General features: G+C 55.4%; 11 protein-coding genes. All 11 read left to right on the forward strand.

Annotated features, from left to right (window positions below; translation table 11 throughout):
* Positions 1 to 485: hypothetical protein (locus tag AK963_RS33450; RefSeq protein ID WP_202969826.1), on the forward strand; the 485-nt coding region annotated here is incomplete at its 5' end.
* 19 nt (positions 486 to 504) lie between these two features.
* Positions 505 to 858, forward strand: a complete 354-nt coding sequence (locus tag AK963_RS22030) for a capsid cement protein (protein WP_066017576.1) — start codon at positions 505 to 507, stop codon at positions 856 to 858.
* Positions 859 to 869: 11 nt separating this feature from the next.
* Complete coding sequence (locus tag AK963_RS22035) at positions 870 to 1793, forward strand: hypothetical protein (RefSeq protein ID WP_066017577.1); 924 nt, start codon at positions 870 to 872, stop codon at positions 1791 to 1793.
* 9 nt (positions 1794 to 1802) lie between these two features.
* Complete coding sequence (locus tag AK963_RS22040) at positions 1803 to 2078, forward strand: DUF7210 family protein (RefSeq protein WP_139117585.1); 276 nt, start codon at positions 1803 to 1805, stop codon at positions 2076 to 2078.
* Positions 2075 to 2485: a gp436 family protein gene (locus AK963_RS22045; RefSeq protein ID WP_066017579.1), complete on the forward strand. Its 411-nt coding sequence runs from the start codon at positions 2075 to 2077 to the stop codon at positions 2483 to 2485. Before AK963_RS22040 ends, AK963_RS22045 begins: the two co-directional genes overlap by 4 nt.
* Entirely contained in the window at positions 2485 to 2964 is a 480-nt protein-coding gene (locus AK963_RS22050; RefSeq protein ID WP_066017580.1) for a phage virion morphogenesis protein, read from the forward strand. The genes AK963_RS22045 and AK963_RS22050 overlap by 1 nt, the downstream gene beginning before the upstream one ends.
* On the forward strand, positions 2957 to 3397 hold the full coding sequence (locus AK963_RS22055) for a hypothetical protein (RefSeq protein ID WP_066017581.1): 441 nt from the start codon (positions 2957 to 2959) through the stop codon (positions 3395 to 3397). The genes AK963_RS22050 and AK963_RS22055 overlap by 8 nt, the downstream gene beginning before the upstream one ends.
* A gap of 20 nt (positions 3398 to 3417) precedes the next feature.
* Positions 3418 to 4164 carry a phage tail tube protein gene (locus AK963_RS22060; RefSeq protein WP_066017582.1) on the forward strand — a complete coding sequence of 249 codons (747 nt, stop codon included), beginning with the start codon at positions 3418 to 3420 and terminating at the stop codon, positions 4162 to 4164.
* Positions 4165 to 4239: 75 nt separating this feature from the next.
* Entirely contained in the window at positions 4240 to 6894 is a 2655-nt protein-coding gene (locus AK963_RS22065; RefSeq protein WP_066017583.1) for a tape measure protein, read from the forward strand.
* A gap of 9 nt (positions 6895 to 6903) precedes the next feature.
* Positions 6904 to 7299 (forward strand): hypothetical protein, encoded by a 396-nt coding sequence (locus AK963_RS22070; protein WP_066017584.1) that lies wholly within the window; start codon positions 6904 to 6906, stop codon positions 7297 to 7299.
* 30 nt (positions 7300 to 7329) lie between these two features.
* On the forward strand, positions 7330 to 8569 hold a 1240-nt coding region (locus AK963_RS22075), incomplete at its 3' end, for a hypothetical protein (protein ID WP_202969827.1).

Raw genomic sequence — 8569 nt, forward strand, 5'->3', positions numbered from 1 at the left:
AAGAAGAACTGAAGCAGCTGAAAGCTGACCTGGAAGCGAAAGAGCAAGCCCTGAAAGACCGGGAAGCCTCTTTTTCCGAGAAAGAGACCGCCATCAAAGCCAGCGAAGCGGCACTGCAGAAGCAGGCGATCGCCAGCGATCTGGATGTGTTGGTGAAAGCCGGTAAGGTGCTGCCCGCCCAGAAAGCGCAGCTGGCAGAGTTCATGGCCAGCCTCGACAACGACAAAGATGTGCTGGAATTCGGTGAAGGCGAGCAGAAAAAGAGCTTCAGTCAGCAGGCTTTTATGAAGGCGTTTCTGGGCAAGTTACCCAAGGCGGTGGACTTTAAGGAACACGCTGCAGACGACCAGGAGCAGCCACCGGAAAACAGCAACGAACTGGCGCAGAAAGCCCTGGAGTATCAGGAGGAGCAGCGCAAAAAAGGCAGAACCGTCAGCATCACCCAGGCGGTCAATGCGGTTCAAAAAGGAACTGCCAAGAGCTAATAAAGAGAAGGACTAAGCCATGAGAAACGACGGACTGATTAAAACCTTTTACGCCGATGGCACCCTGGAAGGTCGCAAGCTGGTGACCTTTGGCACCGGCAAGTTGAAAGTCAAACAGGCGACAGCGGCAACGGACGCCCTGATCGGTGTCACCACCCAGATCGGCAGCGAGAGCAATGGCCGGGTGGACGTGATTTTTTCCGGCATCACCGAAGCCACCGCCGGCGGCAGCATCAGCAAAGGCGAAGTGCTGACCAGCGATGCCAGTGCCAACGTCATCACCGCCACACAGGCCTCAGACCGGGTGATCGGTATCGCTCTGGAAGACGCCGTGGCTGGTGATTTTGTCACCGTATTGATTGCCCAAGGTTAAGGAGAACCATCATGGCCAACGCACCGTTTAAAACCAACCCGACCCTGACGGCTATTGCCATCGCCTACATGAACAATGAATTCATAGCAGACCGGGTGCTGCCAAGAGTTCCTGTGGGTGCCAGGGAATTTAAGTGGACGAAGTACAACACTGAAGACCGTTTCACGATTCCAGATACGTTAGTCGGCCGTAAAGGTCAGCCAAACGTCGTGGAATTCGGCGGCACCGAAGAAGCCGGTTTTGTTCAGGATTACGGTCTGGAAGACCATATCCCGCAGCAGGATTTAGACAACGCCACCAACAGCAACTTTGACCCACGAGGCAACGCCGTGGAGCTGCTCAGCGAGATCATCGCCCTGGATCGGGAAAAGCGAGTCGCTGCCAAGGTTCAGGACAAAGCCAACTATGCCCACAAGGAAACCCTCAGCGGCACCGACCAGTGGAGCCATGCCGACAGTAAGCCTCTGGTGGCATTGACCGACGCATTGGAAACGCCCATCAAGCGCCCCAACATCATGGTCACCAGTCGTAAGGTCGCTGTCGCCCTGCGCCGTAACCCGAGCATCGTTAAGGCTTTTAACGGCACAGTATCCGATGACGGCCTGGTGCCTTTGTCGTTCGTCCGAGAGCTGCTGGAAATTGACGAGATTCTGGTGGGAGCCGCCTATTACAACAGCGCCCGTCCCGGCCACGATATGCAGCTGGAGCGTATCTGGGGCAACCATTGCTCGCTGATTTACCGCAACCCCACCGCCAGACCGAACCGTGGCGTCACCTTCGGCATGACCGCCGAGCATGGCCAGCGGGTCAGCGGTACACGTCAGGATGCGAATATTGGCCTGCGTGGCGGGGAAGCGATTCGAGTGGGTGAGTCAGTCGACGAGCTGATCATTTGTAACGATGTGGCCTACCACCTTGAAAACGTCATTAGCTAAGGAGTGGCTATGAAATACACAGCACTACATAGCGTACGGCACGATGGGCAATTGTATCAGGCAGGGGAAACGTTGGAGCTGGACGACACCGCTGCTGATACTTTGCTGGCTTGTCGTGCAGTGGCGGCGATGGAAACGGCAGAGGCAGAAGTCACTGAGCCAGAAGGCGTCGAGGCAGAGCAGGACGTAAACTCTGTGGAGCCAGAGCCAGAGCCAGAGCCAGAGCCAGAGCCAGAGCCAGCCAAGCCTGCCCCAAAGTCGCAGAAAGGCAAGGGTAAAAAATGAAGTACTGCGACAGCGCCGCCATGATCGCCCGGTTTGGAGAGGACGAGCTGATTCGCCTCACCGACCCGGGCGATGGTGCTATGGATAACGCCGCCATTGACGCCGCCCTGACCGATGCCAGCGATGAAATCGACAGCTATCTGGCAGTACGTTATACCCTGCCGCTGTCGGTTATTCCTGAGATCGTGGTCAGGCTTTGCGCCGATATTGCTCGCTATCGTTTATACGACGGCCGCATGCTGGATGAGGTCGAAAAGCGTTATGACGACAGCGTCAAGCTGCTTAAGGACATTGTCCGGGGCAGCGCCGTCCTGCCACTACCCACCACCACCGCCAGCACCGAAGTCAGCACCACCCGCAGCCGTGAAGACCGGCTATTTACCCGGGATACCCTGGAGGACTTCTGATGCTATCCCTTGAGCAAGGCCAGCAGGAAATACAGAACCTGATGGATACCGTGATGCTTTACCAGCATCGAAAGCCGCTATTTACCCGGCTGGGTCGGGCAGTACTCACTGACGCCCGTCTGAATTTCCGCCGACAGCATGCACCGGATGGCACACCATGGGCACCCTTGAAGATCAGAACCGGGCAGATTCTGAGCCACACCGGTCGCCTGCGAAACAGCCTGAGCTACAAAACCGGCAACGACGAGGTGGCAGTAGGAACCAACGTGAAATATGCAGCGGTTCACAACTTCGGAGCCACCATCCGACCGAAGAAAGCGAAGATGCTCGCCTTTCCCGGCAAGAACGGACAAACAGTATTTGCCAAGAAAGTCGTCATTCCTGCCCGCCCATTCCTGGGCATCGAGCAGCGCCAGATCAATTTGGTTCAACAGACCATCGAGCAGTGGGTCAAGGACGTGGCCAACCGCAATGTTTAACGAAGCCCTCAAAGCCATCACCGACCACCTGGAAGCTGCACTGGTCAACCACACGACAGATGTGGCAAGTCACCCCGGTCGCTTTACCGAAACCGAACTGAGCCGCCTGCTCACCGCCAGAAAAGCGGTGCGGGTGTCCATTGAGAACACCCAGAGCGTCAGCGTCACCGGTCAGGGCATCCAGGAGGCGAACCTGTTGATGGCCGCCTTTGTGATTTGCAGCGACAGCAAAAACGAGCCACGGCATGAAAGCGCCCTGTTACTGACCGAAGCCATTATCGAGCAGCTGCCGTTTAACCGATTTGGTACCGACTACCTGAAGCCGGTAAAGCCCAGCAGCATCTCAGCGGAAAATTTATACAGCGGAGAGATAGACCGAAAGGGGATAGCATTATGGGGCATCTCCTGGGAACAGACCCTGACCCGACCATGAACCACAGAAGGAACTGAACAATGGCCACACAAGATCGCTCCTACATTGGCAAAGGAAAAATTTACCTCAAGCGGTTAAGCGCCAGTACCGGCTTTTTACCGGTGGGCAATTGCAGCGCCCTGGAAGTGAGTTTTGAAGAGGACAAGAAAGAACAGAAAGACTACACCAGCGTGGGCGGTGGCAACGTCAATGTGGTTTCAAGAATAGACAGCGTCACCGGCAGCATGACCGCTATGGATTTAAGCGCCGCCAGTTTAGCGCCTGCCTTGCGAGCAGCGGTGAGCGAAGAGGCCAGCGGTTCCGTTACCGATGAGGTGATCGCCGCCAGCGGAACCGACGGTGAATTGTTGCCCTTTGCCTTTGCCCCTGACCATAGCCAGAGCATCACCGTGAAAGACGATATGGACAGCGCACTGACCGAAGGCACTGACTACAACCTCACTGCTAACGGCATCGTCGTGATCGGTACCGGCGCTATTGATAACGGCGGCGTGAAGGTGAGCTACACCAAAGCACCGCAAGAGATCATGCATGCCTTGGTGGAAGCAGGCGAGGAGTTTGCTTTGTTCTTTGACGGCATGAACGAAGCACAGTCCGGAAAGCCGGTGAGTATTACGATGCATCGCCTGAAGTTTTCGCCAGTACAGGGGCTGCCCTTTATCAGTGACGAGTTTGCCGAGGTATCAATGGAATTTGAGGTGTTGAGAGACAGCGGCATCACCGGCAGTGGTATATCGCAATTTATGAAAGTCGTTCAGGCCATATAAACGTCCAGCGACTAACAAGCCCGTTTTAAGGCTGCCCTCGGGTGGCCTTTTTTTTAGCCAGAAGGAGCCAGGGACATGGCCAGCAATAACAGTGTACTCAATATCGTTATCCGGGCTCGGGATTTAGCCAAGGGAGCCCTGCAGAAAATAACGAAAAGCATCCGCAGCGTCGGCGATGCCAGCGACGACACCAGCGAAGACCTGCAGCAGATGGGGAACGCCAGCAAGCGCACCTCTGCTGACATGAAGAAAATGGGCAAAGCAGGCAACCAGCTGAACAAAAGTTTTGCCAGGCTTGGGAACAGAATTCGGAATTTGGTCGCTGCCAGCCTCGGTTTTTACGCCCTTAAAAAATCCATGCAGGGCGTCCTCGAAACCGGTGACCAGTTTGAGCGCCTGCAGATCCAGATGAACGCAGTGATGGGCAGCGTGGCGGAAGGCGAGCGAGCCACCGAGTGGATCAAGGAATTTACCAAGGCCACACCGCTGCAGCTGGATCAGGTAACTGAAGCCTTTGCCATGCTGAAAAACTTCGGCCTTGATCCGATGGACGGCACGATGCAGGCCATTGTGGATGTCAACAGCAAGCTGGGCGGCAGTCAGGAAAGACTACGCAGAATCAGTCTGGCACTGGGGCAGGCCTGGGGTAAAGAGAAGCTGCAGGGCGAAGAAATACGACAGCTAGTCGAGGCGGGTGTGCCGGTTTGGAATACCCTGGCCACGGTTACCGGCAAGAACGTCACTGAGCTTAGAAAGTTGTCCGAGCAGGGCAAGCTGGGCAAGGACGTTATCAGAGAGCTGATGGATCAGTTAGGCCGGGACAGCGTGGGGGCTGCATCGGCCAATATGAAAATCTATTCAGGCTTGATATCCAACCTGAAAGACCGCTGGACATTGTTTAAAAAGGAGATCGCTGATTCAGGCTGGATGGCTTACGTCACCGCCATGCTAACCAAGCTGGGCAAGAAGTGGGATGAGTTGGCAGAGAACGGCAAGCTGAAGGCGTTAGCAGAAAAAATCAGCGACGGGTTTATCAGCATGGCTGAGTCGGTGCGCCTTTCTCTGTCGTCCATTTCTTTTAAACAGGTGATCCAGAAAACTACAGAAGCATTCAACACCGTAAGCACCACCCTCGGCCAGCTTCGTTCTGCCTTTGAGTTTACCGGTAATTTTATCAAGGTGGTGTTCAATACGTTCACCATGAGCGTGAAAGGCTTTGCAGCGGGCATCCTGTCGGTATTGGCAGAGATCAGTTACGGCTGGCAAAAAATCTTTGAAGTGGCCGGTCTGGATACCCTGGAAGAAAAATTTAGCAGCGCTACCAACCTGATGCGGGATCAGGCAGCCGCTTTTAAAAAGGAAATGATGATCGATGCGAAAGACATTAAAGATGCGATGGATGGCATGTATCAGTCGTTCGTGACTTCCAGCAAAAACGCCAATGCCAACATTCGCAACGACAGCAAGATCACCTGGAAGATGATCCAGGAGGAGCAGAACCGCTACAAAGAAGCTCTGGATGAAACCAACGACAAACTCAATGAGACCGGCGACACCGCCAAACAGGCTTTCAAAGACGCCGCCGATGCGATGGCACAGATCAGCAGCGCCGAGACCCGCACCGAGCTGGCCAGCCTGGGCGTGGCATTGGCGGAGGCATTCAGCCTTGGGCAGCTGAGCCTCGAGGAGTACACCGAAGCCACCGAAGCCAGCCGCCAGAAATTGAAGGAACTGAAAGAGCAGGCAGACACCACCAAAAAGGCATTAAAAGAAGTAGGCGACACCAGCGAGGAGTCGAGCGAACAACAGACAGCCGCTTTGCAGGATGCCACGTCCATCGCTGGAGTGATGGCAGGCCACTACAACGCCATAACTGCAGAACTTCAGGGCATGAGCAGCGCTGCCCATGATTCATTTATCGCCATGCAACAGGGCGTTGGCTCGGTAGACACCAGCGAAGCCAAAGGCAGCTTGGAAGACCTAAAAAACGAATTAAAAGCAACCAATGAAGAAATCAGCAGGCTGCAACATTCGCAACATCAATTCGACGTAACAGGCATCGGCGGCTGGCTCAATGAAACCGCCAGCGATGCGGCCCACGTTAAAAAACAGTTTCTGGAGCAGAAGATCGCTCTGGAAGACCTGATGGCCAGCTATGAAAACGGCGAACTATCCGCCCGACGATTTGCCCGGGAGGGTGAGCATGCCGCCAGCACCCTGAACCTGTTGAACGAGCAAGACCTGAGCCGCCTGGACAATGCCATCCAGCAGGCCGAGTCGAGCATGGAGTCACTGAACAGCAGCGCCAGAAACACCCTGGACGGGTTACAGAACGAGTTAGACCGCCTCCAGGGTAAGCAAGACCAGATCGAGAAACGCCAATACAAGAGCCGCCAGCGAGACCTGAAAAACCAGCTGGAAGAAGCCAAGGCCGGAGGCGACCAGCAGAGCATTCAGGATTTGAGCAAAGCCCTGCGAGTGAACGAGGCCATCTACCGGGAGAAGCGCAACCAGCTGGCCGAAGAACAGAGAGCCGAGCAGCTGCAGAAACTACCCAGTCAGCGGGAAAATTCACGCATTAACCCACCACCGCAAAGCGCACACAGTAAACAGGCAGAAAAGATTATCCGTCTTGAGTATCCTGGCGGCAGCGTCAACGTGGGCATCAACCGAAGCGATGAAAGCAAATTGCTGGAAGCCCTGAAAAACGCCGGATTGAGATCCGTATAAGGAAGGCCTATGCAACTGGATAGCATCACACTGCCCGATGATTTGTTGTGGATAAACGAGTTTGAGTGGAACCCGGTGGAGCAGAGCCAGAAACGCACCTTAACCGGTGCTTTGCTGATTCAGGAGCAGAGCAAACAGTATGGTCGATCCATAGAGCTCTCCGGCGGACAGGACGCCGGATGGGTGACCCGCAGCACTGTGACCAGCCTGCTCACCTTGAGCGAAACCGCCAACAACATCATGACCCTGACCCTGCCCGACCTGCGGGAGTTTTCGGTAATTTTTGACCGAACCTCGGGCAGCCCGGTGGAAGCGCAACAGGTGCTGCCCTTTGCGTTTCCCGATGACGACTACCAATACAGCTTGACCCTGCGGCTGCTGACCGTGGAACCCCCGTCAGTATAAAACCCGTACAAATAAACAAAGGTGATATGGATGGCCATCAATAACAGCGACGTAAAACTCTTTGAAAGCCAGCGCCTGACCGATGAGGAGGACGGTGGCGGACGGGTAACCGGCAGCGAAGTGATCGACGGCAACGTGAATAATTTGTTCCGGGACATTTCCCGTTTAGACAGAACCGTCGGTGACGTAGCTTTACGTAAAGCATTTATCGGGATCAGTACCGACAACAGCGATGCCTATTTAGGTAGCCACCTGATCCTGACAGAACCTCCGAAAGACCCGAACGTCAGCGTCCTCCTATTCAATACCGACGACCAGACCGACGAGCGAGCCGACGCCCGCAACCGGATCGAGAGCTATGTGGTGCCGGGCATTCAGGCCAGCTGGCTGCCCATTGGTGACCAGCTGCAGGGACAGCGCACCATCGTCGGCTATCAGCGGGAGGAGCTGGCCATTCCCGAGATCGGCGAAGTTTACAAGATCACCACACCGGATGAGCAGGTCAGCCAGTTTGTCCGGATTACCGGCCTCACCCACCAGGTGGCCACGTTCACCTATAACCAGGGCGGCAAGTTTGTGGACTTTACCCGGCGAAAGCTGGAGATGGACATCAGTGCGCCATTGATCACCACGTTTATCGGAGCGCAGCCGGTACCGGGCATCCCCGAAGAAGAAACCAGCACAGTCCACACCACCCAGATCGCCGACACCTCCCGCTATTACGGCATCCAGTCAGCCAGCGCCAACATCACCGCCGGTGACCTGACTATTAAGGCGACGAGCGTTTATAACTCGCTGGTGCCCAGTGCCAAAGTGGAAAGCCCCCTATTGGATCAGTATGGCGGCTACACCGGCAAAACGATGGTGGCCACTTCAGCGAGCACCCGAAACGTCGCCTGTCGCTTTGTTCATATCAGCGGCAACCAGAGTCGAACCTATCTACAGCGAGGCGTCCTGCCCAAAACCCTGAATCTGTCATTAGACGGGGGCACCTTTGCGGACGATGGCGCAGGCCTGCTGATCCATAAAAGCGGCAGCAACAACTACAGCCAGCTGACCATCGACTATGAGCTGGGCGAGATTAACGTCTGGCGAGCCAGCAGTTACACCACGGCCACCGGTTCAGCCAGCTATCAGCCTGCAGTGGCGATTACCGGAGCCGCCGTCAGCGGTGCCATTCCCATCACCAACCAGAACCGGGGCTTTAACTACACCCTGAACATGGCCGAGGCGAAACCAAGACCGGGTACTCTGGTAGTGAGTTATATCG

The organism is Endozoicomonas atrinae (assembly GCF_001647025.1).
GTDB classification, from domain to species: Bacteria; Pseudomonadota; Gammaproteobacteria; order Pseudomonadales; family Endozoicomonadaceae; genus Endozoicomonas; species Endozoicomonas atrinae.

Excerpts from the sequence above, each read along its gene's own strand:
- AK963_RS22030 (WP_066017576.1), top strand. The coding sequence starts at position 505 with ATGAGAAACGACGGACTGATTAAAACCTTTTACGCCGATGGCACCCTG.
- AK963_RS22035 (WP_066017577.1), top strand. The coding sequence starts at position 870 with ATGGCCAACGCACCGTTTAAAACCAACCCGACCCTGACGGCTATTGCC.
- AK963_RS22040 (WP_139117585.1), top strand. The coding sequence starts at position 1,803 with ATGAAATACACAGCACTACATAGCGTACGGCACGATGGGCAATTGTAT.
- AK963_RS22045 (WP_066017579.1), top strand. The coding sequence starts at position 2,075 with ATGAAGTACTGCGACAGCGCCGCCATGATCGCCCGGTTTGGAGAGGAC.
- AK963_RS22050 (WP_066017580.1), top strand. The coding sequence starts at position 2,485 with ATGCTATCCCTTGAGCAAGGCCAGCAGGAAATACAGAACCTGATGGAT.
- AK963_RS22055 (WP_066017581.1), top strand. The coding sequence starts at position 2,957 with ATGTTTAACGAAGCCCTCAAAGCCATCACCGACCACCTGGAAGCTGCA.
- AK963_RS22060 (WP_066017582.1), top strand. The coding sequence starts at position 3,418 with ATGGCCACACAAGATCGCTCCTACATTGGCAAAGGAAAAATTTACCTC.
- AK963_RS22065 (WP_066017583.1), top strand. The coding sequence starts at position 4,240 with ATGGCCAGCAATAACAGTGTACTCAATATCGTTATCCGGGCTCGGGAT.
- AK963_RS22070 (WP_066017584.1), top strand. The coding sequence starts at position 6,904 with ATGCAACTGGATAGCATCACACTGCCCGATGATTTGTTGTGGATAAAC.